This window comes from Algoriphagus jejuensis, assembly GCF_039523455.1.
Classification (GTDB): Bacteria; Bacteroidota; Bacteroidia; order Cytophagales; family Cyclobacteriaceae; genus Algoriphagus; species Algoriphagus jejuensis.
The window spans coordinates 1-22,845 of record NZ_BAAAFI010000038.1 but is presented as its reverse complement, the minus strand read 5'-3'; the positions used below and the strand labels follow the sequence as shown (position 1 = coordinate 22,845).

Here is a 22,845-nt window from a genome sequence, read left to right as displayed (position 1 = left end):
TGCCCAAAAGTGGGTTTTTCCCCTTCGTAGCTAGACCTGTCAGGTTTCAAAAACTTGACAGGTCTAGCTAATAGGACAAAAAAAGCCGACTCAATTTCATCGAGTCGGCTTTTTCGTCGGAAAGTGGTTCTTATTTTTTGTAAGTCACCTTTTTGATGGCATCTACTGTTCGCTTCACGTTTGGTAGCGTAGCCTCAATATAGCTAGGGCCGTAGCTCAACGGGATATCCATCGAGTTGACACGGATTACCGGAGCGTCAAGGTAATCGAATGCATACCGCTGGAAATGATAGGTCAATTCAGAAGAAATGGCAGCTACTGGATTAGCTTCCTCTACGATGACTACGCGGTTAGTCTTTTTGACAGACTCCAGGCAGGTAGCGTAATCGATTGGTCTGACAGTTCTCAGGTCGATCACTTCGCATTCGATGCCTTCTTTTGCCATAACCTCAGCAGCTTCGAGAGCCACTTTCATCATCTTGCCAAAGGAGATCAGGGTAACGTCCTTGCCTTTGCGTTTCACATCGGCAACACCGATTGGAAGGAGGTATTCTCCCTCAGGGACTTCGCCCTTGTCCGAATACATCACTTCAGATTCCATGAAGATCACCGGATCCGGGTCGCGGATGGCAGCTTTCATCAGGCCTTTGGCATCGTAGGGATTAGATGGGACGATCACTTTCAAACCCGGAGTGTTGGCAAACCAATTTTCGAAGTTGGAAGAGTGGGTTGCACCAAGCTGTCCAGCGTTACCGGTAGGGCCACGGAATACGATCGGCACGGAATAGGCTCCGCCGGACATCGCATACATCTTGGCGGCAGAGTTAATTATCTGATCTATTGCAACCAGAGAGAAATTGAAGGTCATGAATTCGATGATCGGCTTCAGGCCGCTCATGGCCGCACCCACTCCCAAGCCGGCAAAACCCAACTCAGCGATAGGTGTGTCGATGACGCGTTCTGGTCCGAATTCGTCCAACATTCCCTGGGATACTTTGTAGGCACCGTTGTATTCAGCGACTTCTTCACCCATCAAAAAAACGTTCTTATCACGTCTCATCTCCTCGGTCATCGCTTCTCTCAAAGCTTCCCGAAATTGTATTTCTCTCATTGGTTAAGACAAAATTTTGGCTCGTAAAAATAGAAAGGAATCGGCCAAAACCAAAAGCTACGCCGTTCTTTATCCGAGATCGATCTTATCCGAGATAAACGGTCTTCGTATTGACGAATTCTAGGATGCCTTGTCTGCCCAATTCACGCCCAAAGCCAGATTTTTTGATTCCGCCAAAGGGAAGGCCCGGTTGGGAGGCGACCATCGCATTGATAAAAACGGCGCCACTGTCGATCTGTGCAGCGAGAAGTTCGCCTTTTTTCGGGTCCTCCGTCCAGAGCGATGCGCCCAAACCAAACTCGGTGACATTCGCCAATTTGATCGCTTCCTCTTCATTTTTCACTTTGAAGAGAGTCGCCACCGGACCGAAGAGTTCCTCGGTAAAAGCAGGAGAATTTTCAGCAATATCAGTCAAAATAATCGGGTCAAACTCCGCACTTCCTTCTTTGGCTTGTTCGGAGCCGAGGATGATTTTGGCTCCCATTTCCACGGATTTTTTGACTTGGGAGAAAAGTTCTGCAGCCAGATCAGGCCTTGCCATGCAGGCGTAATCGGAGCTTTCATCCATCGGATCACCACTTTTGAGCTGGCTTAATTTTTCGATGAAAAGTTCTAGAAAGGCATCAAAAACCGATTCTTCGATGATAAATCGCTTGGCGGCGATGCAGCTTTGGCCAAAGTTGACCATGCGTCCTTTGACGGCAATCTCTGCAGCTTTTTCGATATCGGCATCAGCGAGCACAATGAACGGATCGCTACCGCCAAGTTCGAGAAGGGACTTTTTGATGTTTTTACCGGCTGCGGCCGCGACGGCTGCTCCGGCTTTTTCACTCCCGGTGAGCGATACTGCTTTGACTTCCTCTTTGTCGAGCAGTGCCAAAGTGGCCTTGGAGTCGATCAGGAAAGTCTGAAAGACTCCCTCGGGAAAACCAGCCTCCCGGAAAACCGACTCAATCGCCAGCGCGCATTGGGGCACGTTGGACGCATGCTTGAGGATGCCCGTATTCCCTGCCATCAAGGTGGGCGCAGCAAAGCGGAAAACCTGCCAAAAGGGGAAGTTCCAAGGCATCACGGCCAAGATCACGCCCAAAGGTTGATGGAAAAGATTGGCTTTCTTGTTGTCCTCCAAAGTGATTTCTTCAGGAGCGAGGAAGCCTTCCGTCTGATCCGCATAATACTCGCAAGCCCAAGCGCATTTTTCGACCTCTGCCCGGGATTCGCGGATGACCTTGCCCATCTCCGCGGTGATCAGGCGAGCGTATTGCTCCTGGTTTTTACGCAGGATTTTTCCCGCTTTTTTCATCAGAACAGCTCTGTCTGAAATCGGCAGGTCTTTCCAGGTAGCGAAAGCTTTCGCGGCTGCATCCGTTTTTGTGTCGATCTGCTCCTGAGTCAGGAGGTCAAATTCCCCAAGAAGCTTGGACGTCCAGGGATTGATGGATTTGATTTTGCTCATTTTTCTATGGGTTTACCGGCTTCTTTCCAAGCGGTGATGCCTCCGTCCAACATGTACACGTGTTTAAATCCAGCTTTCTGCATGAGGTCGGCAGCCTTTCGGCTTTTTACCCCCGTGCGGCAGTAGAGCGGATAGGTGGTCTTTTTGTTCAGGACGTCGATCTCCTCGGCAAAGTTTTCACTGAGGAGGTTGGCGTTCATCGACTCAGCCAGATGCCCTTCAAAGACTTCCTCGGGAGTCCTTACGTCGATGATTGCAGTGTTTTTCTTGCCGACTTCTTTTGAAAAGTCAGCGACAGAAAGCACCTTAACCGAGTCTTTTTTAGTCGATTGGGCAAGTGTAGCCGTGCCGATTAGTAGGAAAGAGAGGAGAAAGAACAGTCTGGTTTTCATGGCTGGAAGTTGAATAAGTGAGCGAGGTCTGCCATATTCAAGCGAAAATTTAGCCCCTTTCGTTTCAAAATGCCCAAAAAGATCGGATTGATTTCGGATTCCCACAGCTACATCGATGCCAACACGCTCGTGCACTTACAGGAGGTGGATGAGGTCTGGCATGCCGGAGACATCGGACTGAGCGCGGTAATGGAGGCTTTGCCGACCGGTAAACCCATTCGCGCGGTCTTTGGAAACATCGACGATCTGCAAGCCCAGCAGACCTATCCGGAGTGGCTGGACTTTGAGCTGGAGGGAGTCCGGGTACTGATGACCCACATCGGCGGCAAGCCGCCCCGCTATGCCAAGGGGGTGAAAGAGCGGATCAAATCCTCCGGGGCGCAGCTATTCATCTGTGGCCACTCGCACATCTGCAAGGTGGAGTTTGACAAGGCGCTGAATTGTCTCTATATGAACCCCGGCGCGATAGGGCAGCAGGGTTTTCACCAGATGCGGACGATGCTGCTTTTTGAACTGGATCAAGGAAAAATCCAGAACCTGCGCGTAGTCGAGCTGGGGAAAAGAGGAGTCTGAATGGGTCTTTTTTTACGCCGGAAAGCGGCTATTTTAGCCCCAATTCCAAATGTCGGGTAAATGTCGGGTGAAAACCGAGTCCCGTACGCCCTTTGTCAAAAATCAAGACGAGAACTTGCCATGGTCAATCAAAATCTATTTCACATGAAGCAACCACAATTGGGCAAGAAGATCTCTGAACTGAGAAAGGCCAAAGGACTGACGCAGGAAGAACTCGTCGAAAAATGCAACCTGAATGTGCGCACCATCCAGCGCATCGAATCCGGGGAAGTCACCCCGAGAAGCTACACGGTCAAGGCACTGTTTGAAGCCCTGGACTATCAATGGGAGGAGGTGAAAAATGGCTTTGCGAATGAGAATCGTAAGGCTCCCGCGTACCTCTATCTTGGGTTTGCCGCAGGAGTGATCTATTTCTTCCTCGCTTTTTTTGAGATCGGCATGGAATACGAGTGGATCGAGGAGGGGAAAGGGCAGGGCTCTTGGTCTTTTTTGGCGGTGAAAATCGCGACGTTCCTGACCTATGCTTCCTTCATCTACGGCTGGGTGCGCTTGGAGTCCTTTGTGCCAAACCAAGTGCTGAAAATCGCACTCTGGACCATGCTCGGAGCAAATGCAATTTGGTACAGTATCGATTGCTATGCGCTGATTACCGGACAGCTGGCCTTGGAGGATTATTACCTGGTGAAGCTGAGTTCATTCGGGCTTTGCTATGCCTTTTTGGGAATTGGATATCTGTGCTACAAAAAGCTCTGGTCTAATATTCCGCAGATCATCGGAGCGCTGGGCCTGATTTCCGGTATTCTCATCTTTTCGGGAATCGGTGTGATCTTCGGATTGATCCCTTTGACCCTATTTGAAATCGGTCAACTCGGACTAATGATCTGGGCTATCAACAACATCGGGAGAAGCAATTCTCCCGATTCTACTTTTTCTGCTGAATTCCAGCCTTGATTTTTTCCTTCACCTCCTTCAATATCTCCGCATTTTTCGGACTGGAAGTCTCGATTTCCAGGATTTTCGGATGCAGGCCTGGTTCGTAGAAATCTTTCAAAGACGCCTCCAACTCTTCTTGATTGATCACTTTTGAATAGAAGAACCCAAATTCCGTTGCCAAATGTTTCGCGGTGAGTTTTTGTTTGGTTTCAAAAAACTCCTCCAGTTCTGGTTGTTTGGCCGGGCCATCTATGAGGCGGAAGATGCCGCCCGCGTGATTGTTCAGGATGATGATTCTGAGATTTGGGATTGTGTAGTTGTGCCAAAAGGCGTTGCGGTCGTAGAAAAAAGCCATGTCGCCGGTGATCAAGGTCACGGGATCTTTGGTGGTAAACGTGCAACCAACCGCCGTACTGTTCGAGCCGTCGATGCCACTTGTGCCTCGGTTGCAGATGATTTCCTGTTCTCTTTTTCCGAGGAAATTCACATAGCGTACCGCCATGGAATTGGCGAGGTGCAACTTGGAGGCAGCGGGGATTTTCTTCAGGAGAAAATGCAGGGCTGGGTATTCACCAAAGTCCGAGGACTCGAAGATTGCAGGAAGAGTCTCTCCGGTTTTTTGCTCCAGATTCTTCCAAGTTTCAAAGAAGTCATCGTCTTGGCTGGGAAGATTTTCGCCTAGCCAAGCCAGAAAGCCCGTTGGTGCACAAGCCAGAATTCGGGTCAAGTGCTGATAGGTGTCTCTGGACTGCCCATCCTGCTGGATATGCCAGTGCGAAGCTTGAGACTTTCTCAAAAACTGCTTCAGAGACTTGGATATCACCGACTGACCAAAGCTGATGACCAAGTCTGGCTCTAACTCGGCGTGCAGACCTTCATTTCCCAACCAATGGTCCTGTAGGGTGATCGTCTGTTCGCTTTGGAGATTGGAGATGGTGTCGGTGACGATGACCGCCTTTTGCTTGGCAGCCAATTGATCCAGGAGTTTTTGAAGCTGGGCATTGGGTCGCTGTTGGCCAGGGACGATGAGTAGCCTCCGAACATCGGCGAGCCGGTTTTTGATATGCTTGAGGCTTTCCTCTGTCAGCTGGCTATGGCTGGATACCGGGGTGAATTCCCGGGGATGCTCTGGGAACTCGAACTTTTCTCCCTCCGTCGGATAGAAAGGCTCACGCAGCGGAATATTGATATGCACTGGACCTGCCGGAAATTGCTTGGCCAGATTGATGGCTTCGTTGGCGATTCTACCTGCCTGCCAGATTTGTTCTTCGTTGCTGAAGGAGTCCGGAAAGCGGAAGCTTTTCTTCACATGCTTCCCAAAGACCTCTTCTTGGTAGATCGTCTGTCCATCCCATTGGTCTATCCATTCGGGAGGTCGGTCAGCGGTCAGGATCAAGAGCGGTACTCGCTGGAAGTAGGCCTCGGCAATAGCTGGACAATAATTTAGCGCAGCTGAGCCCGAGGTGCAGACCAAGACAACCGGCTGTCCGAGTTGCTGAGCCATACCCAAGGCGATGAATGCGGCCGATCGTTCGTCGGAGATCGTTCTGGAATGAATGTCGGGATGCCTAGTGAAGGCTAGCGTGAGGGGTGCACAGCGCGAGCCAGGGGAGAGGATCGCGTTTTCGATTCCTTTTTTGGCGCAAATCGCCACTAAGTCGAGGATGGGCTGGATGATCAAGCGCTTGGTTTTTGGATGAATTTACCGATGATCTGACATTTGAGCTCGGTCTCTTCCCATTCTTTTTCAGGATCAGAATCTTCCGTCACTCCCGCTCCGGCATATAGAATCGCATTTTCTCCCCTGAGTGAGGCCGTGCGTAGGTTGACGAAGATGGAGGTTTCCTCCTGCACATTTACCGGACCGATGAAACCTGCGAAAAAAGAACGGTCAAAATCTTCATTTTCCTGAAGAAACTCATGGGCTTCTTTGCGAGGCATACCGCATACGGCCGAGGTAGGATGCAAAAGGTCCAGCATGACGGAGCCTAATTGGGAAAAGCCCGTGGCTCTCATGTCCACTCTGAAATCTGAACGGAGGTGAAGGAGGCTTCCTGCCATCACCGTTTTTGGCCCATGCTCGTCGTATTCTCTCAATCTGATTTTCTTAAAACACTCTACGATGTATCGGCAGACCAAAGCTTGCTCTTCGATTTCTTTTTGAGTCCAGGCGGCCGATTTAAGCGGGTTTTCTCCAGAGGCTGGCTGAGTGCCTGCCAAGGCCATGGTATAAAACTGATCTCCTTTGGTTTCTATTAATACTTCAGGACTCGCTCCTATCCAGGTGCCGATTTGCGGGATATGGAAAAAATTGACAAAAGAGTTAGGGTAGGCTTCCAGCATTTCAAGGAAGGTTTGGCCAAGGTCAAAATCATCCGAAATTTGAACTTGCTTGGTTCGGGCAGGGACTACTTTTTCCAAAACTCCCGATTCAATAGCGACAAGACCTCGCTGAACCAACCGGATAAAATGTGGCTTCTGATCCGATTCTGCTTCACGCGTAAAAGTCGATTCAGACTTTTTTCTTATCAGACTTTTTACCTGGGATTTGATGGCCTCGCTGGATTGATTGATAGGGGATTTTACCCATTCTGGAAAATCTTCCTGTACGAAATCTTGATCCAGCTGAAAGCTGAAATACTGGTTTGATTTGATGAAAAAAGCCTTTTTATCTTCCTGGTCCGCAAAAGGATGAACAATAAAACCTGCTGGCAACTCTTCGAAGCTCAAATCGACACGGGCTGGAGTTGCTTTGTCATCGAGCAGAAATTCCAGCTTTTGGGACTTGGGTTTTCTCCAAACTGCAAACGATTTTCCGGAGTCCAAGCCTTTGAGGAAGAGGGAATCTAGAAATTCGGACTGCGTAGTGGGTGATGAGGTTACGGTGTAGTTCATTTTTTCTCCAAAATAGCCATCGTGATCCGGCTGATGCAGCACAACTGCTCCGATTCGTTGTAGATTTTAATCTCCCAAATCTGGGTGGATTTGCCGATATGGACAGGCTTGACGATCCCTTTCACTGATCCACCTTTTACGGCACGGACGTGGTTGGCATTGATTTCCAAGCCCACGCAGGCTTGTTTGGATGTGTCTATGGTCAGAGAGGCAGCAAGACTTCCCATGGTTTCGGCCAGTGTTACATTTGCACCACCGTGTAACAAGCCCATAGGTTGCTTTGTTCGATGATCTACCGGCATGGTCGCTTCCAGGTAGTCTTCTCCAGCCGCTGTAAACTCGATCCCCAAATGATCGACCATTGTATTTTTGCTTATAGCATTCAGTTGATCCAGTGAAGGACTTGAAAGAAAAACCATTAAAATATGGGTTAAATGAAGTTTATTTGGGTTGCGGACAAAAATAAAGAAACTTGAATCGAAAAAAAATTTACCTCATCAGACACGGTCAAACTGACTTCAATCTACAGGGAGTAGTGCAGGGCAGTGGAATAGACGCACCGATAAATGGAACTGGGATCGCTCAGGCCAATGCGTTTTTTGAAGCATACAAAGCAACTGAATTTGACCAAGTCTATCACACTGCACTCATCCGAACGAAACAGTCTATTCAGCAATTTATCGACTTGGGTCTTCCGACGGTAGCTTTGCCGGAGCTCAACGAGATCTCTTGGGGCGACTATGAAGGTACGCCGATGACTCCTGAGGAAGGGGAGTATTATCGCCATATGCTGCATCAATGGCAGCAAGGAAATCTGGACTATGCGATCGCGGGTGGCGAAAGCCCAAATGTGGTGGCAGAAAGAATGAGAAGAGGAATCGATAAAATCCTAGGCAGACCAGGTGAGACAGTCTTGGTATGTATGCACGGGAGGGCGATGCGTATTTTTCTCAGCTTGATTTTGAACCTCGATTTGCGGGAAATGGATCAATTTGAGCACAGCAATCTGTGCCTATACGTGCTGAACCAATTACCGGACGGAAAGTTTGAAGTGGCGCAGTTCAATGACCAGGAGCACCTCGCAGTTCTGAGTCAGATTTAGACGCTTTGGCAGCCTTCTTTTTAGAACTCAGCGCATCTTCGTACATGGTGATGTACTGCTGATGTACGGCCTTGTTTTCAGTGAGGTCAAAAAGCCGAAATGCGATCTGTTGAAGCTGAACTGTCTGTCCATTTTCAAGCTCAATCAGGAATTCTCCGAGAAAACATGCGTCAAAATCGCAGGATGGTATTTCAATCAGCAATGCAAGTTCTGAGTTTCCGGTGTAGTGTTTTGTGTTAAAAGAACCCGAAAAATGGGACTCTATGTCCTTGATGCTTGTTTTAATCTCTTTTAATTCTTTGCTTTTGAATAGCACCAAGAACGTCTTGGACTCGGGATCGTTGGCGAAAACCGAGCTCGTGCAAATCAGAAAGAAGAAAAGAATAGAAAGCGACTTCATGGCTGACAATATAATATATAAAACATCCTGAATGCAAGTAAGAAAAACATAATCAATGCCGATTAGGGACTATAAGGTGCATTTTTTTGTGGGGTGTCGTCCTTAGGACGGGAAGGTTTCGTCTATTGCTCAATAAGATAGGAATTGGGGCTGTTTTTTTGGGATAGAGGAGTTTTGAAAAATCTGAGAAGCTGAAGCACGAGCTTATTAGGGTAAAAAAAAATCCCCAAAATGTAGACTTTCGGGGATTAGATTATGGATAAATAGAGAGCTTATGCTTTCGCTGTTCTCTTTTTAGTCTTTGTGCCTTCCTCTTCAATTTCATCTTCCACTCCGGCTAGGATTCTGCCGCAATGTTCGCAGACAATCAGTTTTTTCTTTTCACGGATGTCAGCTTGTCTTTGAGGGGGAACTGTATTAAAACATCCTCCGCAAGCGCCTCTTTTAACCATAACCACTGCAAGTCCATTTTTGGCATTTGCTCTGATTTTGGTATAGGACTTGGCAAGTCGGTCTTCCACTTTTTTGATTGCCTTGTCGTGCTCAGACTGAAGTTTGGATTCCTCTGATTCGCTTTCAGCAACGATGGTGTCCAGTTCTTCTTTTTTCAGATCGAGATCCTTTTGCCGGTCTTTCATCAAAGCGCTCAGCTCGTCCAAATCGCCTTTTTTCTGATCGATTTTTACACCGGATTCTGCGATTTTCTTCTTGGCAACCTGAATTTCAAGATCTTGAAGTTCCAATTCCTTGGTGATAGCGTCGTACTCACGGTTGTTTCGTACGTTCATCTGCTGTTCCTGGTACTTTTTGATTAGCTTCTCGGACTCCTTAATGTTGTCTTTGAATTGCTTGATGTCGCCTTCGAAAGAATCGATGTCATTCTGAAATTTTTCGAGGCGAGTTTCGTAGCCTGCTATCTCATCTTCGAGGTCTTGGACTTCCTCAGGGAGGGCTCCTCTAACTTTTACGATGGCATCTAGTCTTGAATCTATGAGTTGAAGGTTGTAGATAGCGTCTAGCTTTTGTGCTACTGTACTTTCCATGTACTATCGGTAGGATGTGGGATTAGTAACTACTTTTGTCAAATAGAGTGCAATATTAGGGAAATTTTGTGACAAAAGCTCTCCCAATAATTCTTTTGTGAAAATTTCGCTCTCATAATGCCCTATGTCACAAAGTATCAGCTGACCATCGGCATCAAAAAATTCGTGGTATTTGACATCAGCCGTCACAAACACATCTGCACCTGACCTCAGTGCGTCGGAAAGAAGGAAAATACCGGCTCCCCCACAAACAGCGACTTTTCGGATCTTCCTTCCTGCCAGAGCAGTGTGTTTGAGGGTATTGAGATTCATTTTTTCTTTCAGAAAATCCAGAAAGTCAAGCTCATTCATAGGCGTGTCGAGGATACCTACCATTCCTGCACCCACTTCTTGGTTTTCATTTTCCAGGGCAGAAAGGTAATAGGCAACTTCCTCATACGGGTGCGCTTTTTTCATAGCGGACAATATTCGGCTGCTTTTGAAAGCGGGTAAAATCACCTCGATTCGGATCTCACCTTCAGATTGGGGAATCCCTCGCTCTCCGATATAGGGCGTTGCGTTATCTGACGGGGTGAAAGTTCCCAAGCCCTCCAACTGAAAGGAGCAGTCTTTGTAGTCACCTATTTGTCCGGCACCTTCCGCAAACACGGCCTCCAGGACAGCACTCTTATACATAATAGGGACAAAAAATACCAGTTTGTTTAGGAGTTGTTTCTTGGGTCGAAGGATCTTGGTTTGGGTGAGTCCCAGCCGGTCACAGATCCGCTTGTTCACACCATGTGCGACATTGTCGAGGTTAGTGTGGATGGCATAGATGGCGACGTCGTTTTTGATGGCCTTGATGACAGTGCGTTCAACATAGTTGCGCCCAGTAAGACTCCTTAATCCTTTGAAAACGATCGGGTGATGCGCCACAATCAGGTTGGCACCCAGCGCAATTGCTTCCTCGACTACCGCCTCGGTGCAGTCCAATGTGCACAGGATTCCCTTGACGCCATCTCCTCTACTTCCGCAGATCAGCGTGGCGTTGTCGTAACTTTCCTGGTACGAAGGAGGTGCCACCTGCTCCAGGTAAGAAATCACATCCTGAATCCTGTATCCCATAATTTTTCTTTTTCTTTGGTCAAAAATAGCAATTCCTGCCAATGCCGTGGTATGCCTTTCTTCTTGCTCCTCTTGCGCTGATTTTTCGGATCATCACTGGCATCCGCAATTGGCTATTTGATCGGCAAATCCTGAAAAGCTTCAAATTACCCATTCCAAGTTTAGTAGTTGGAAACCTGAGTGTCGGCGGGACGGGGAAGACTCCAATGGTGGAATTTCTGATTCGAAATCTTCGGGGTGAGTTTGAAATCGGTTCACTAAGTCGTGGCTATGGGAGAAAAACCAGAGGTTTTTTTCAGGCGAAGCACGAAAGCTCGCCCGCTGAAATAGGGGATGAACCCCTGCAGATTTTTCAGAAATTCGACGGGAAAGTCCCTGTTTTTGTGGGTGAGGACCGGGTCTCTGCGTTGGAGAAAATAGCGGGTATGTATCCTGGGGTTAAAGCGGTGATATTAGACGATGCGTTCCAGCATCGGAAACTCAAAGCTGATTTTTATTGCTTGTTGACCCCTTATTTTTCTCCTTTTTCTGGTGATTATCTTTTGCCAATGGGAAAGCTTCGCGAAAGCCGATCCGGAGCTCGGCGGGCTGATGTATTGGTAGTGACGAAATGTCCTGAAACCCTTTCTTTGGCACAAAAACAAAAAACAGAAGCAGAATTGAGGCCTTATTTGGAGCAGAAAGTTCCGGTATTTTTCTCTAAGATCGGCTATGGGGAACCCTATGCGATTGCTCACTCGGTTTCCTTTGCCGGTGCGGTGATCTTGCTTGCTGGTCTTGCCGATGATGGTCCGTTTGTGAGCTATTGCCAAGGTCGATTTGACGTCCTGGAGGTTTTGAGCTATCCGGATCACTACGACTATGGAAGGGATGAGCTGGGCAGGATCGCGCAGCTCGCGGAAAAACATCTACAACAAAAGCCCGTTTTACTCACGACAGAAAAGGACGCGGTGAAACTTAAATCTTTGGCAAATCAGGGATTTTTGGGGGAAATTCCGATTTTTGTGCTGCCTATTGAGGCGCAATTTGAATCAAAAGACAAGCAAATGCTGCTCAGCTACATCCGGGAAAAATTCAGCAAGAAGTGATCAGAAAAGGTTTAGTCTTTGGTGTTTTGTTTGCGTTGCTGGCTGTTCAGTCTCTTTTTGCGCAGCGTCCAATCCCTCAAAACCAAACTAACACAGGCCGATCCGGTAGAGAAAACGTGGATCCTGAAGAAGAAGTAGCGGATGAAGGGCGAAAATCACTTTTGGATGACAGTACGCGAATGGTTTACGGTCCTAAAACTTCCCTCTTTTATTTCGAAAAGGACCTAAAGCGAAATCGACTTAGACTTTACGAGCAGGATACTTCCCTCACTAATTTTCACAACTACGATCCTGTAGCAAAGGATGGCTGGAAATACCAGGATCTGGGAAACATTGGCACGAATGCTAAGCCAGTTTTCTATGAAATCCCGGAGACAATCGGCCTTAGATCAGGATTTCAGGGATATGATCTATATTATCAAGATCCTGCGAAAAGAAGGTATTTTGATACCAAATCGCCCTTTACCGAAATGTCAGCCTTTTTTGGTGGGGGCAACAGAAACATGCTGGACATTGCTTTTTCCAGAAACGTAAACCCACGCTGGAATCTTGGCGTGGAGCTACACACTGAGCGAATTCGTAAGACGCTAAATCCGGTGGATCGTGACGATCACATGACGGAGCAAAACGCATATGCGTTTCACACCAATTACCGCTCTGAAAACGGGAAGTATTGGCTCTTGGGCTCCTTTTCTCGCATGCGGCACGTGGTCTACGAAATAGGTGGGATCATTCCCCCTGAGGTGGATCCGACTTCATTGTATTTTACTTACGAGGATGCAAAGGTTTGGCTTCAAAACTCCCGCGCCCGAGACCTGCGCCAAGACTACCATGTCTATCATGAGTACAAGCTTGGCAATGGCCTTCAGCTCTACCATACCTTAGACAACAGAAACCAAAATGTAGTTTTCGAATCAGACTTGACCACTTCTGACTCCCTGTTTTTCAACCAGGAAAGACTCAATTCCGATGATTCCACCCGCAACGAAAGTGACTTCGCCGAGTGGAAAAATGAGTTTGGTATCAAGGGGTCTTACAGGGGTTTCTATTACAACGCCTACACGAAGGTGAGGAACGGAAGGATGGAAAGCCCCTATTTTCCGGATAAAAAGGAAGCCTTCAATGAGGTCTATATCGGTGGGGAATTGATCGGCAATATCTCCGAGAAGTGGGCTCTCAGCGCAGACGGAGAATATCTGATTCCAGGTGCTTTTCGGATTCATGGGCTGTTTGTTTCGCCTTGGCTAGAGCTCGAGTACACCAAAGCGCTTTACAAGCCGACTTCGCAGCAGCAGATGTACTATGGGAACCATTACCAGTGGGAAAACGACTTCGATAATATCGGCGTAGATCAGGTCAAAGGACGGATCAAACTGGACTTCAAAAAGATCAGCCTGCGGCCAAACCTTACGATCAGTCGGGTGAATAATTACGTGTTTTTCAACGAAGAAAAGATAGCAACGCAGGCAACGGGGCAAGCTTTTATGCTGATGCCGGGGGTGATTGCCAACATTCAGATCGGAAAGAAATTCCGTTGGGATTCCGAAGTGATCTTTACCGAGGTATCCGGCGACGGTGCCGACAACTTCCGGATTCCGCAACTGTATGCAAACACCCGCTTCTACTTTGACAGTCCGATGTTCAATGAAAATGTCTTTGTGCAACTCGGCATCGATCTGAGGTATAAATCTTCCTACTATGCGGAGGCTTACAATCCATCTTTTCAACAATACTACCTGCAAAACACCTTTGACGTCTATGCCTATCCCGTTGCGGATTTGTTTCTCGATTTTCGGATCAATCGCACGCGGGTGCTGTTCAAATACAATCACCTCAATGCGGGATTGATGGAGCAGGAAGGATACTTCGTTACGCCGGATTACACCGGGTATCGCTCATTCCTCGACCTGGGGATAACTTGGTATTTGTTTGATTAGAGGGGGAAAAAGACGTAAGACATTAGACGCTAGATAAATGAACCTGACCTTGCTCGAAGTCGTAAATCAAAAATCTTAAATCCTAAATTCACATGACTTGGGAAGAAAGCACCAGACAAAAGATGCTTAATCTGAAGCTGCCGACCGATCCCCGATGGGTTGGGATCGCAGAGATGCAAATTGCCGATATTCTCGTCGATCATGCGTATTGTGAGCAAAAAGCCGCCTCTTCCTGCATCAGTCTGATTCTTCGTTTTGTCGATTTGGAGGAATTGGTTGACACATTGACTCCGATTGTAGCTGAGGAATGGGGGCATTTTGAGCGGGTGTTAGCACAACTTCGCAAGCGGGGGATGACGTTTGGCTTTCCCCGCAAAGATGAATATGTGATTCGCCTGAGTGAATTTGTCAAAAAAGGAGGGAGCCGGATGCAGCAATTGACCGAGCAGCTGCTGATGAATGCGCTGATAGAAGCCAGGAGTTGCGAGCGGTTTAAGCTTTTGTCCCAAAACATCGCAGATGAAGAGCTGCAGAAATTCTACTATGAATTGATGATCTCCGAGGCGGGTCATTATGTGACATTCCTTGAGCTAGCGCGAAAGTATCAGGACGTTGACAAGGTTAACTTGCGCTGGCAAGAGTGGTTGGACTACGAGGCCGCAGTTCTAAAAAATCTTGAAGTTCGCGGTGATCGCATGCACTGAAATTATTTCAGCGACGTAGTGGAAATGGATTGTTTTTAAATTGGCAACTCTGACTTTTGCTAAAATCCTAGCCCCATAAAAAATGTCAATTTTACACTCAATTCTTCTGTATTTGTGTATTATTATTCCTGCTACCATGTTTTTTTTCAAAAAGCTGTTCTAAAAACGAACAATCCATGAATGTGATCGAAAATGTCCGCGAGGCGCTTAATTCTGTAAAAGTAAACCTTCTTCGAACGGTGCTTACCGGGGCGATAATTGCAATCGGGATTTCCTCGTTGGTGGGGATGCTAACGGCGATCGATGGGATCAAATCACAGATCGCTGAGAGTTTTGCGGGCCTAGGAGCCAATTCATTTGATATTCGAAATAAGGGGTTCAATGGAGGGCGGGTCGTGCAGGAGGGTAAAACCGAGAAAAACTATCCAAACATTACGTTTAGAGAGGCACGAGAATTCAAGGAAGATTATGCCGCTATCGGCATTTCGACCGTGTTTAACTCGGTGACAGGAATAGCAGAGGTGAAGCGCGGATCCAAAAAAACCAATCCAAATACTAGGGTCAGAGGTGGAGACGAAAACTATCTCTCAATCAAAGCAGTCAAGTTGGCGAAGGGAAGAAATTTCAGCAACATGGAAGTAAGATACGGAACCTCTGTTGCCATCATTGGAAAAGAACTTGAAGAGACGCTTTTCAATCCTGGAGAAGATCCTATCAATGAGAAAATCACCTTTCTGGGAAAACCGTACTTGGTTATTGGGGTATTGGACAAGCAGGGTGGAGTAGGGCAAGACCAGGGAGCGGACCGGCAGATCTTGATACCCATCGAAAATGCAGCCAGGCTGGACAAAAACGGAAGCTTCAACTATAGAATTACCGGGGTCGCTTCAGATCCGGGCAAGATCGATTATGAAATGGGTCAAGCCATTGGGATTATGCGAAAAATCCGTCAAGATCGGGTTGCGCAGGAAGATTCATTTGAGTTGACCAAAAGTGAGTCCGTGGCAGAAAGCTTGGAAGAAGTAGCCGGATACCTGAGAATCGGTGGTTTCGGGATAGGATTCATTACGCTCTTGGGCGCATCCATCGGATTAATGAATATCATGCTGGTTTCGGTGACGGAGAGGACCCGCGAAATTGGAATTAGAAAAGCACTTGGCGCTACCCCACTTTTGATTCGCCAGCAGTTTTTGATCGAAGCGATTGTGATTTGTATGCTCGGTGGGATTTTTGGAATGCTGCTGGGACTGGGAATTGGCAATGTTATCGCCAATTTCATCGGGCCGGGGGGATTTATAGTGCCATGGATTTGGATGATTATCTCATTTCTGATCTGTATTATAGTGGGCTTGCTCGCTGGATATATTCCAGCGTATAAGGCGAGCAGACTGGATCCGATCGAATCCCTGAGATACGAGTAGGCTTGTCGGTCAATAGCTGATAGTCCATAGACGAGGGCGCTCAAAAATAGAGGGTACCAGAAGTGACGTCCGGTTATCAATCCAATACACTGATGGAAGCTTTGCGAAGAACCAGTTAGATGGGTTTCCAAAAAGAAAGTGATATATAAGAAATAGCCGCGATGCGGCTTTTTCGGTATTAGCGGCCAAGCTACGATCGTGCAAACCTGAACAGGTAGAAAAATGGATGACAATAACGATATTAAACGACTGTCACGACTAACTGCAATTTTGACAATTTTGCAAACGAAACGACTTTTAACAGCTTCAGAATTAGCGAATAAATTTTCAGTAAGTAGCAGGACAATTTACCGAGATATAAAAGCACTAGAACAAGCAGGTGTTTCTATTTTGACAGAAGACGGAAAAGGTTATTCTTTAATGGAAGGTTACAGAGTACCGCCAGTAATGTTTACCGAAAGCGAAGCCAATGCCTTAATTACAGCCGAAAAACTTATTTTAAAAAATAAAGACGGTTCATTTGTGAAAGAATATTCAGAAGCTATCAACAAAATAAAATCTGTTTTACGCAACAACACCAAGGACAAAGCAAACTTACTTTCCGACAGAACTGTATTTAGACAAAATACAGCCAATGACAGGACAAGCAATTATCTTTCAACATTACAATTAGCCTTGACAAATTTTAACTTTGTCAAAATAAAATATCATTCACCCGACACCAACCAAACAACGGAAAGAACAATTGAACCTTTTGCCATTTACAGCACACAAGAAAATTGGCTACTCATTGCTTTTTGCTCACTACGCAAAGATTTTAGGGTATTTCGTTTGGATAGAATTCAGAATTTAGCAACACTCAATGAGCAGTTTGAGCCACATAAAATAAACTTGCAGGAATATTTTGAAATTTGCAAGGAAAAATATTTTTCAAACCCCTGACATACTGTTGTCGCAACCCGATTTTACCTTTGTGGCTCAACAATAAAACCAATCAAAGTGGACAAAGTAAAAATTGAACCTTTTAAGGTTATCGGAATTTCGGTAAGAACCACAAACGAAAATGGAAAAGCTGCAAAAGAAATTGCGGACTTGTGGGGTAAGTTTATGAGTGAGAAAGTTTTGGACACAATCCCAAACAAAACTGACAACACGGTGTATTCCCTATACACCGACTATGAAAGCGACCACACAAAGCCATACACGGCGATTTTGGGTTGCAGAGTAGAAAACCTGAACGACATTCCAAACGGAATGATTGGCAAGTCGTTTGACGGGGGAAATTATGTACAACTATCAGCTAAAGGAAATTTAATGAAAAGCCTGATAGTAAACAAGTGGACAGAAATTTGGGGAATGGATTTGGACAGAGCATTTACCGTAGACTTTGAAGTTTTTGGAGCAAAAGCTCAAAATCCAACAGATGCAGAGATTGACTTTTTAATTGCCGTAAAATAGGTGACGAATGTTAGAAAATCTTCATAACTATTACCTGAACAAAGAAGAGCCAAACAAGAGTTGTCTACTTGCGTTACGCAGTATTATCCTTGACCAAGACAAAGACATTACGGAAACGCAGAAGTGGGGAATGCCTTGCTTTTGCTATAAGAAGAAAGTGTTTTGCTATCTGTGGACAGATAGAAAAACGAACGAACCTTATATTCTTATGGTAGAAGGAAAATATCTTGCCCTCCCCGAATTGGAAGAAGGGGGCCGTTCCCGAATGAAGATTTTCCGGGTTAACCCAAAAAAAGATTTACCCATAAAGACAATTAAGAGCATTTTTCAAATAGCGTTGGACTTATATAGGAAAGGAACAATAAAAATCAAAGAATGACTGACAGCATATATGCTTAATAGCTAGGTTTTGCGTCAAATGGGGTGGCCTGCTACGTAGGGCAGTTTTTCTAAAATTTGAAGTTAAGGTTTTGTATCAAGGGTAAAAAAACCGCCAGAACGCAAAGCCGAGGCACGTTGGCGGTAATTGAGAAAATTTGACAGTGAAAAATAACATGGTTAAAATTACTGCGCTGGTATTTGTAATGTTTTTAAGTGCGTGCAAAACAGAGAAGCCTGAAACAAAGGAGGATAGTCCTTTATCAGAAGAGAATCTCTACTTTGGACACAAGCCACCAGGATTGACCCCTGAAATTTTTGTTCCCCAAAAGAGTACCTCTCAAGATTGGAAGTTGTGGAATACAGACTCTTTGGATATGGATGAGTTTTATTTTACATATGAAGGAGACGACCCTTTTGGGCCTCTAGTTGTTGTATATCGGAATGAAGGTAGTTATTACAGGGTTAGTAAGTATAGCTTTAGTCATAATCCTAGCGATAGCAATATCTTATATTCTAGATGGAACTATATAGAGCGCACAGATTCTGGTTGGTCCAAAATTAAGAGCCTAGGCCCCATGTTTGATAGGGATGATTTGGGTATTATGGTGATGTCAGTATCTTCCAAAGGCACTCTCGTTTTTGACGATTATAAAAGTAATGACGGAATCCGCATATCAAGTATTATAGACGGTGAGCGTGAAGAATCCAAACTACTCGGTAAGGAGATTAACTCAGGGGAATTGATAGCCCACCCGTTTATAGCACCTGATGAGTCCTACTTAATGTGGGATAGCGAGAGAGAAGGTGGATATGGCAAGTCTGACATTTATATCAGTTTCCGACAGCAAGATGGTTCATGGGGCTCAGCTATCAATATGGGAAATGAAGTAAATTCTGAACTAGTAGAAAGTGGTGCAAGATTGACACCTGACGGGAAATACTTGCTTTTTGAAAGGTCAGAAGAAAAAGTTAGGGATGATGGAAGTGCATATTGGGAGTCAAAAAAGTATTGGGTCGATGCTAAAATCATTGAACAGCTATGACTTCAGCAACTATTTGATCTAGAGGTTTATGAGTATAAAGCATAACTACTGCCGACATTTACGTCTATAACTTTGTTCAATGGAACACAGTTTTAACCGCAATCTGGAATAACGTCTTTCCAAGGTCTCTCTTTTTTGGCCAGACTGCGTTTAAAACTCTTTACGTTGTGGACTATTTCAAGAACGATGAAGATAACCTTTTACATATTTTTCTTTCTGACATTCCTTTCATGCAATAAAAGAGAAGAGGAAAATATTTCTCAAAAACTAAGTGGGTTTTGGTTTAACGATGACAAAATTCTTTTATTCAGGGATTCTGTAATGTTGCATCCTATTTATGATACTCCTGGTATGTTTGAGTTCACTGTTGATAATAATATGTTGATTGTTAACAACAGAGATGAGTATTTTGAATATGGCTATGATACTTGCTTTTTAAAACTTAAAAAGAAAAGTGAATTGATCTTGACTATTGATGATGTAGATTATCGATTTCAAAAACACGAACCAAAAAAAAAAGTGTTGACTTTAAAAAGATATACTTTGAAGTGGAGCCTTGCTTTGGTACCTGTCCGGTTTTTGAGGTGACAATTTCTTCAGATGGTACAGTTAATTATAATGGGATAGAATATACAGAAATTAAAGGTGAAATAAATTTCAAATTGAATACTAAAATAATTAATGAAATAAATGATCTTTTAGAGATTGTTAAAATTGTGTCTTATCCAGAGGAAACACTATCAAGTCCAGCAGATAATCTAAGATTCAATATGATAGTAGAATATCCAAATGGTTTAAAAATTTCAATAATTGATGGATTATTTGAGGGGAAATATCAAAATATCATTAAGTATTTTTACTTCTTTGAAAGGCAGTTAATTGAAAGCAGTCCCTAACATCACCTTGGATGCAACGGACGGTTCAGAGAAACTATGAAATTCAGTATCTTGAGGAAGTTGGGAGAAGGTTAGAAGAGAAGGGCTCCGAAAGCCCACCGTCTCCGAGCTGAATCACGTTAAACCTTACAGTAAAACATAGCTCATGAGAAACTTGAGAGGAAAAGCCATTCTGATCTTATTGTTGATTGGGATGACAAGCTTTCAACAGGAGAAAGTCAAGATATTGATAATCGGAGATTCTATTTCGATTGGATATACTCCTTTTGTTATTGCAAATCTAGAGGATGTAGCGTACGTGTCCCATAATCCCGGAAATGCTCAGCATACTGGTACAGGACTCGAGCATATTGAAGCGTGGATTGGAGACAATGATTGGGATATAATTCAGTTTAACTGGGGTTTGTGGGATTTGTGCTATCGACATCCAGATTCAAAAGAACAAGGGAATAGAGATAAAATTAATGGTGCAATCACATTTGATGTTGAAAGTTATGGGCGCAATCTTGATTCAATTGTAAAGTTGATTAGAGCAAGATCCAATGCGGAATTAATTTTCGTTACTACTACCTATGTTCCCGATGAGGAAGCAGGAAGTTTCAGGATGATGTCATTAAATACAACGAGGTTGCCAAAAAGATAATGGAGTCCAATGGTGTGAAGGTCAATGATATCTATGAGAAATCAATTGAAATACACCATGGCTTCGGAAAAGGCAGCAAAGATGTTCATTATACAAGTGAAGGATATGAAGAATTGGGATTGCAAATTTCAGATTTTTTGAAACATGAAGTAAAATACTTGCCCATTGAATAGCAGTAACTTATGAGTGCCAATGCATTGAGTTTGAAGCGTGTTGGATAACAGGAGGCTTGCAGTTGATGAAGCGATGTACGCAAGGTGACTTCTCGAATTTTAGAACTTTCCGCTGCCGATAGAGCTGTTTTTCCTATCTTCAAGCCATCATTTAAGGGGTGCCCCAAAATATAGGGCTGAGATCATACCCATCGGCAGCATGCTGCCGTGCACCTGATCCGGGTAATGCCGGCGTAGGGATTGACCATCTACTTCTCCCTTATTTGGATAAAGGATAAATTTATTCAAATGGAATTTTCATTCGACGCGGGTTTGCTCCTCGAGCAAATCCAAAACACCCGCTTGCTGGAGTGGATAGCCGTGGCTTTCGGAGTTTCCGAAGTGCTCCTGGCTAAGAAAAACAACATCTGGCTCTATCCCACCGGCATCGTCGGGATTTTATGCGGCTCCATTCTCCTCTTGGACTCCAAGCTCTATGCGGAGACCCTGCTGCATGGTTATTACCTCGTGATGAGCATCTACGGTTGGGCCAATTGGAAAAACCGATCTGCCTCCGGCGCTTCCCGGATCACGAAGAGTGATTCCCGGGATTTTGCCATCACGCTGGCAATCGCAATACTGGGATGGGCTTTTCTTTACTTTATGCTCACCACATTTACCGATTCGGATGTGCCGGTGATAGACGCCTTTGTGTCGTCCACCGCCTGGGCGGGAATGTGGCTTTTGGCAAAGCGTAAGCTGGAAAACTGGATTTGGCTCAATATCTCCAATCTCGTTGCGATCCCGCTGCTGTATTCCAAGCAGTTGTATATGTTCTCATTCCTCACCCTTTTCCTCTTCGTCGTGGCCATTTTTGGCTACATGGATTGGAGAAAGGAAATCAAAGATCAGCATGAAGCACTCCAAGCTGTTTGTCTCAGTCCATGCGGCAGCTTCCGAAAAGTTGGGCCGCCTGTCCGATGAATGGCTGGATGTCATCTATGCCGAAAAGTGGTTCAAACTCTTTGTGCCCAAGGAGCAGGACGGCCTGGGCCTGAACCTGGTCGAGGGGCTACGAGTCGAGGAGAAACTGGCGGAGCTGGATGGAAGTCTGGGCTGGACGGTGACGCTTTGTGCAGGCGCGGCATGGTTTGTTGGATTTCTGGAAAAACTACTCGCAGAAGAGGTTTTCTCCGATCCCAAGGTCTGTCTGGCCGGAAGCGGTTTTGTGGGTGGAAAAGCGAACTTGGTGGAGGGGAGATACCAGATCTCAGGCAGTTGGACATACGCATCCGGGGCCTTGCACGCCACCCATCTCACGGCCAACTGTGAGATTTTGGAAGACGGAGTTCCTCTTTTGGATAAGAAGGGCAAGCCGCTGGTGAAAGCTTTTATACTCAGGAAGGAAGAGGTCGAGATCCTCGGTGGCTGGAATTACATGGGAATGATCGCAACGGGAAGTCATGCCTTCAAGACCGAAGCGTTGAGGGTACCGGAAAATCGCGCCTTTGAGATCTTGCCGGAAAGTGCAACGCTGCCCGACTCGGTCTTTCGCTATCCCTTTTTGCAGTTGGCGGAAGCGACGCTAGCGGTGAATATCTTGGGGATCACGCAGCACTTAGTAGCCCTGATCGAAACCTCTTTTTGGAAAAGACACGAGTACCGTCAGTATGACAAAAAGCATCAGAAGTATTTTCAAAAGCTCCTGGAAAAGCAGCGCAAGAAGCTGAACAGGCTCAAAAAGGAATTTTATGCGTTTGTTCAAGAGTCCTGCGAAGCGCTGGAGCAAAAAGGGAAAATCCCAAAATCCCTGCTGAGTAAGATCAGCCAAGTCAGCCGAAAACTAACCCAAGCTTGTCGGGAAAGCAATGGGAAGCTGTATCCTTTTGCGGGCCTGGAGGCGGCAAAAACACATACCGAAATCAACCGTGTTTGGAGGGATTTCAATACCGTCAGCCAACACGCTTTGTTGATCTTTCCTTTTTGAGGAGGTTTTCACCGCAGAGTCTTAGAGGGTGCTTTTTTTTCACCGCAGAGATTCTGTGTTTAAGATCAAGAAGAAATAAGGATTTTCTTAAATTTCGTTACTCAAGTCGGCGTCAGCCAGACTGTG

25 protein-coding genes are annotated in these 22,845 nt (G+C 45.6%); 16 read left to right on the top strand and 9 right to left on the bottom strand.

The window, feature by feature from the left end; translation table 11 throughout:
- Positions 1 to 130: 130 nt before the first annotated feature.
- From ABD031_RS15245 to ABD031_RS15235, 3 genes are all read right to left on the bottom strand, one after another.
- Positions 131 to 1,111 (bottom strand): pyruvate dehydrogenase complex E1 component subunit beta, encoded by a 981-nt coding sequence (locus tag ABD031_RS15245; protein WP_343853007.1) that lies wholly within the window; start codon positions 1,109 to 1,111, stop codon positions 131 to 133.
- An 85-nt stretch (positions 1,112 to 1,196) separates the two neighbouring features.
- Entirely contained in the window at positions 1,197 to 2,567 is a 1,371-nt protein-coding gene (locus ABD031_RS15240; RefSeq protein ID WP_343853005.1) for an NAD-dependent succinate-semialdehyde dehydrogenase, read from the bottom strand.
- Positions 2,564 to 2,959, bottom strand: a complete 396-nt coding sequence (locus ABD031_RS15235) for a rhodanese-like domain-containing protein (RefSeq protein ID WP_343853003.1) — start codon at positions 2,957 to 2,959, stop codon at positions 2,564 to 2,566. The genes ABD031_RS15240 and ABD031_RS15235 overlap by 4 nt, the downstream gene beginning before the upstream one ends.
- Positions 2,960 to 3,028: 69 nt before the next feature.
- Here ABD031_RS15235 and ABD031_RS15230 point away from each other — a divergent pair, with 69 nt between their 5' ends.
- Both ABD031_RS15230 and ABD031_RS15225 read left to right on the top strand, forming a co-directional pair.
- Positions 3,029 to 3,532 carry a metallophosphoesterase family protein gene (locus ABD031_RS15230; protein WP_343853001.1) on the top strand — a complete coding sequence of 168 codons (504 nt, stop codon included), beginning with the start codon at positions 3,029 to 3,031 and terminating at the stop codon, positions 3,530 to 3,532.
- Between the two features lie 144 nt (positions 3,533 to 3,676).
- The gene (locus ABD031_RS15225; RefSeq protein WP_343852999.1) at positions 3,677 to 4,483 is read left to right on the top strand and encodes a helix-turn-helix domain-containing protein; all 807 of its coding nucleotides are present in this window, start codon (positions 3,677 to 3,679) and stop codon (positions 4,481 to 4,483) included.
- Here the strand turns inward: ABD031_RS15225 and menD are convergent.
- The 3 genes from menD to ABD031_RS15210 are packed head-to-tail and all read right to left on the bottom strand — an operon-like array spanning position 4,455 to position 7,779.
- Positions 4,455 to 6,146, bottom strand: a complete 1,692-nt coding sequence (gene menD / locus ABD031_RS15220; protein ID WP_343852997.1) for a 2-succinyl-5-enolpyruvyl-6-hydroxy-3-cyclohexene-1-carboxylic-acid synthase — start codon at positions 6,144 to 6,146, stop codon at positions 4,455 to 4,457. The genes ABD031_RS15225 and menD overlap by 29 nt on opposite strands.
- Positions 6,143 to 7,360, bottom strand: coding sequence for a chorismate-binding protein (locus ABD031_RS15215; protein ID WP_343852995.1), 1,218 nt, complete (start codon positions 7,358 to 7,360; stop codon positions 6,143 to 6,145). Before ABD031_RS15215 ends, menD begins: the two co-directional genes overlap by 4 nt.
- A complete protein-coding gene (locus tag ABD031_RS15210) occupies positions 7,357 to 7,779 on the bottom strand; it encodes a hotdog fold thioesterase (protein ID WP_343852992.1) in 423 nt (140 codons plus the stop codon). The genes ABD031_RS15215 and ABD031_RS15210 overlap by 4 nt, the downstream gene beginning before the upstream one ends.
- A 53-nt stretch (positions 7,780 to 7,832) precedes the next feature.
- Here ABD031_RS15210 and ABD031_RS15205 point away from each other — a divergent pair, with 53 nt between their 5' ends.
- Complete coding sequence (locus ABD031_RS15205; RefSeq protein WP_343852990.1) at positions 7,833 to 8,462, top strand: histidine phosphatase family protein; 630 nt, start codon at positions 7,833 to 7,835, stop codon at positions 8,460 to 8,462.
- Here the strand turns inward: ABD031_RS15205 and ABD031_RS15200 are convergent.
- The 3 genes from ABD031_RS15200 to ABD031_RS15190 all read right to left on the bottom strand — a co-directional run bounded on the left by ABD031_RS15200 (position 8,422) and on the right by ABD031_RS15190 (position 11,009).
- The gene (locus tag ABD031_RS15200) at positions 8,422 to 8,862 is read right to left on the bottom strand and encodes a hypothetical protein (RefSeq protein WP_343852988.1); all 441 of its coding nucleotides are present in this window, start codon (positions 8,860 to 8,862) and stop codon (positions 8,422 to 8,424) included. The genes ABD031_RS15205 and ABD031_RS15200 overlap by 41 nt on opposite strands.
- Positions 8,863 to 9,134: 272 nt before the next feature.
- On the bottom strand, positions 9,135 to 9,905 hold the full coding sequence (locus ABD031_RS15195) for a zinc ribbon domain-containing protein (RefSeq protein WP_343852986.1): 771 nt from the start codon (positions 9,903 to 9,905) through the stop codon (positions 9,135 to 9,137).
- A 3-nt stretch (positions 9,906 to 9,908) separates the two neighbouring features.
- The gene (locus ABD031_RS15190; protein ID WP_343852984.1) at positions 9,909 to 11,009 is read right to left on the bottom strand and encodes a Nif3-like dinuclear metal center hexameric protein; all 1,101 of its coding nucleotides are present in this window, start codon (positions 11,007 to 11,009) and stop codon (positions 9,909 to 9,911) included.
- 41 nt (positions 11,010 to 11,050) lie between these two features.
- Here ABD031_RS15190 and lpxK point away from each other — a divergent pair, with 41 nt between their 5' ends.
- The 13 genes from lpxK (at position 11,051) to ABD031_RS15125 (ending at position 22,719) form a co-directional block, all read left to right on the top strand.
- The gene (gene lpxK / locus ABD031_RS15185; protein WP_343852982.1) at positions 11,051 to 12,097 is read left to right on the top strand and encodes a tetraacyldisaccharide 4'-kinase; all 1,047 of its coding nucleotides are present in this window, start codon (positions 11,051 to 11,053) and stop codon (positions 12,095 to 12,097) included.
- On the top strand, positions 12,094 to 14,034 hold the full coding sequence (locus ABD031_RS15180) for a putative porin (protein ID WP_343852980.1): 1,941 nt from the start codon (positions 12,094 to 12,096) through the stop codon (positions 14,032 to 14,034). Before lpxK ends, ABD031_RS15180 begins: the two co-directional genes overlap by 4 nt.
- 92 nt (positions 14,035 to 14,126) lie before the next feature.
- Positions 14,127 to 14,738 (top strand): MiaE family protein, encoded by a 612-nt coding sequence (locus ABD031_RS15175; protein WP_343852978.1) that lies wholly within the window; start codon positions 14,127 to 14,129, stop codon positions 14,736 to 14,738.
- Positions 14,739 to 14,914: 176 nt separating this feature from the next.
- Positions 14,915 to 16,159, top strand: coding sequence for an ABC transporter permease (locus ABD031_RS15170; protein WP_343852975.1), 1,245 nt, complete (start codon positions 14,915 to 14,917; stop codon positions 16,157 to 16,159).
- A 222-nt stretch (positions 16,160 to 16,381) separates the two neighbouring features.
- Positions 16,382 to 17,101 (top strand): helix-turn-helix transcriptional regulator, encoded by a 720-nt coding sequence (locus ABD031_RS15165; protein ID WP_343852972.1) that lies wholly within the window; start codon positions 16,382 to 16,384, stop codon positions 17,099 to 17,101.
- 57 nt (positions 17,102 to 17,158) lie between these two features.
- Positions 17,159 to 17,617 (top strand): GyrI-like domain-containing protein, encoded by a 459-nt coding sequence (locus ABD031_RS15160; protein WP_343852970.1) that lies wholly within the window; start codon positions 17,159 to 17,161, stop codon positions 17,615 to 17,617.
- 7 nt (positions 17,618 to 17,624) lie between these two features.
- Positions 17,625 to 17,996, top strand: a complete 372-nt coding sequence (locus ABD031_RS15155; RefSeq protein WP_343852967.1) for a DUF1801 domain-containing protein — start codon at positions 17,625 to 17,627, stop codon at positions 17,994 to 17,996.
- Positions 17,997 to 18,171: 175 nt separating this feature from the next.
- The gene (locus ABD031_RS15150; protein WP_343852965.1) at positions 18,172 to 19,041 is read left to right on the top strand and encodes a hypothetical protein; all 870 of its coding nucleotides are present in this window, start codon (positions 18,172 to 18,174) and stop codon (positions 19,039 to 19,041) included.
- A gap of 186 nt (positions 19,042 to 19,227) precedes the next feature.
- Positions 19,228 to 19,629 carry a hypothetical protein gene (locus ABD031_RS15145; RefSeq protein WP_343852963.1) on the top strand — a complete coding sequence of 134 codons (402 nt, stop codon included), beginning with the start codon at positions 19,228 to 19,230 and terminating at the stop codon, positions 19,627 to 19,629.
- Positions 19,590 to 19,937, top strand: a complete 348-nt coding sequence (locus ABD031_RS15140) for a DUF6438 domain-containing protein (protein WP_343852961.1) — start codon at positions 19,590 to 19,592, stop codon at positions 19,935 to 19,937. Before ABD031_RS15145 ends, ABD031_RS15140 begins: the two co-directional genes overlap by 40 nt.
- Positions 19,938 to 20,082: 145 nt before the next feature.
- A complete protein-coding gene (locus ABD031_RS15135) occupies positions 20,083 to 20,580 on the top strand; it encodes an SGNH/GDSL hydrolase family protein (protein WP_343852959.1) in 498 nt (165 codons plus the stop codon).
- A gap of 461 nt (positions 20,581 to 21,041) precedes the next feature.
- Positions 21,042 to 21,716 carry a nicotinamide riboside transporter PnuC gene (gene pnuC, locus ABD031_RS15130; RefSeq protein ID WP_343852957.1) on the top strand — a complete coding sequence of 225 codons (675 nt, stop codon included), beginning with the start codon at positions 21,042 to 21,044 and terminating at the stop codon, positions 21,714 to 21,716.
- Positions 21,646 to 22,719 carry an acyl-CoA dehydrogenase family protein gene (locus tag ABD031_RS15125; protein WP_343852955.1) on the top strand — a complete coding sequence of 358 codons (1,074 nt, stop codon included), beginning with the start codon at positions 21,646 to 21,648 and terminating at the stop codon, positions 22,717 to 22,719. Before pnuC ends, ABD031_RS15125 begins: the two co-directional genes overlap by 71 nt.
- Positions 22,720 to 22,845 lie beyond the last annotated feature (126 nt).

What these genes read in the sequence shown, in the direction of transcription:
- ABD031_RS15245 (WP_343853007.1), bottom strand. Translation starts at nt 1,111, where the DNA reads ATGAGAGAAATACAATTTCGGGAAGCTTTGAGAGAAGCGATGACCGAG.
- ABD031_RS15240 (WP_343853005.1), bottom strand. Translation starts at nt 2,567, where the DNA reads ATGAGCAAAATCAAATCCATCAATCCCTGGACGTCCAAGCTTCTTGGG.
- ABD031_RS15235 (WP_343853003.1), bottom strand. Translation starts at nt 2,959, where the DNA reads ATGAAAACCAGACTGTTCTTTCTCCTCTCTTTCCTACTAATCGGCACG.
- ABD031_RS15230 (WP_343853001.1), top strand. Translation starts at nt 3,029, where the DNA reads ATGCCCAAAAAGATCGGATTGATTTCGGATTCCCACAGCTACATCGAT.
- ABD031_RS15225 (WP_343852999.1), top strand. Translation starts at nt 3,677, where the DNA reads ATGAAGCAACCACAATTGGGCAAGAAGATCTCTGAACTGAGAAAGGCC.
- ABD031_RS15215 (WP_343852995.1), bottom strand. Translation starts at nt 7,360, where the DNA reads ATGAACTACACCGTAACCTCATCACCCACTACGCAGTCCGAATTTCTA.
- ABD031_RS15210 (WP_343852992.1), bottom strand. Translation starts at nt 7,779, where the DNA reads ATGGTTTTTCTTTCAAGTCCTTCACTGGATCAACTGAATGCTATAAGC.
- ABD031_RS15200 (WP_343852988.1), bottom strand. Translation starts at nt 8,862, where the DNA reads ATGAAGTCGCTTTCTATTCTTTTCTTCTTTCTGATTTGCACGAGCTCG.
- ABD031_RS15195 (WP_343852986.1), bottom strand. Translation starts at nt 9,905, where the DNA reads ATGGAAAGTACAGTAGCACAAAAGCTAGACGCTATCTACAACCTTCAA.
- ABD031_RS15190 (WP_343852984.1), bottom strand. Translation starts at nt 11,009, where the DNA reads ATGGGATACAGGATTCAGGATGTGATTTCTTACCTGGAGCAGGTGGCA.
- lpxK (WP_343852982.1), top strand. Translation starts at nt 11,051, where the DNA reads ATGCCGTGGTATGCCTTTCTTCTTGCTCCTCTTGCGCTGATTTTTCGG.
- ABD031_RS15175 (WP_343852978.1), top strand. Translation starts at nt 14,127, where the DNA reads ATGACTTGGGAAGAAAGCACCAGACAAAAGATGCTTAATCTGAAGCTG.
- ABD031_RS15170 (WP_343852975.1), top strand. Translation starts at nt 14,915, where the DNA reads ATGAATGTGATCGAAAATGTCCGCGAGGCGCTTAATTCTGTAAAAGTA.
- ABD031_RS15165 (WP_343852972.1), top strand. Translation starts at nt 16,382, where the DNA reads ATGGATGACAATAACGATATTAAACGACTGTCACGACTAACTGCAATT.
- ABD031_RS15155 (WP_343852967.1), top strand. Translation starts at nt 17,625, where the DNA reads ATGTTAGAAAATCTTCATAACTATTACCTGAACAAAGAAGAGCCAAAC.
- ABD031_RS15150 (WP_343852965.1), top strand. Translation starts at nt 18,172, where the DNA reads ATGGTTAAAATTACTGCGCTGGTATTTGTAATGTTTTTAAGTGCGTGC.
- ABD031_RS15145 (WP_343852963.1), top strand. Translation starts at nt 19,228, where the DNA reads ATGAAGATAACCTTTTACATATTTTTCTTTCTGACATTCCTTTCATGC.
- ABD031_RS15135 (WP_343852959.1), top strand. Translation starts at nt 20,083, where the DNA reads ATGAGAAACTTGAGAGGAAAAGCCATTCTGATCTTATTGTTGATTGGG.
- pnuC (WP_343852957.1), top strand. Translation starts at nt 21,042, where the DNA reads ATGGAATTTTCATTCGACGCGGGTTTGCTCCTCGAGCAAATCCAAAAC.
- ABD031_RS15125 (WP_343852955.1), top strand. Translation starts at nt 21,646, where the DNA reads ATGAAGCACTCCAAGCTGTTTGTCTCAGTCCATGCGGCAGCTTCCGAA.